The organism is Methylobacterium sp. E-041 (genome assembly GCF_022829665.1).
Classification (GTDB): Bacteria; Pseudomonadota; Alphaproteobacteria; order Rhizobiales; family Beijerinckiaceae; genus Methylobacterium.
Window position 1 is genome coordinate 1 of the sequence record NZ_JAKSYQ010000231.1, and the last position, 400, is coordinate 400.

1 protein-coding gene is annotated in these 400 nt (G+C 68.8%); it reads right to left on the bottom strand.

All coding sequences use genetic code 11. The annotated features are described in order from the left end of the window. Positions 1-400: DnaB helicase C-terminal domain-containing protein (locus tag MKK70_RS21935; protein WP_243949889.1), on the bottom strand; the 400-nt coding region annotated here is incomplete at both ends.

Genomic DNA, 400 nt, shown 5'->3' on the forward strand with positions numbered 1-400 from the left:
GTCGCGTCGGCGATGGCGCTATACGAGATCACCTCCCGAACCCGCGGATCGTAGGCAATGGCAGCCATGACGCGCTCGCTGAGTTCGTCCCCGTCCACTTCTAGGGAAAAGAACCCGACGGGGCCGGAGTGCCGAGCTGCCGAGATCGCGACGTGCAGACCGACGGTAGTTTTGCCCATGGCCGGGCCCCCGGCGAGGACGACGAGCTGTGCCGGACCCATCCCGAGTGGCGCTGCATCAAGCCTTGGGATGCCGTACGGCACTCCACTAGGGGAGGTCCTCTGCCGGATCTGGTTGGCCCGGGCGAGGACGTGGGCGGCGCTGGCACCGAGTGAGACCCGCCGAGCGTGCTCGGCGAGGGCGGCGCTGGCCACCGCGTCCAGCGCCTCGATCATGCTAC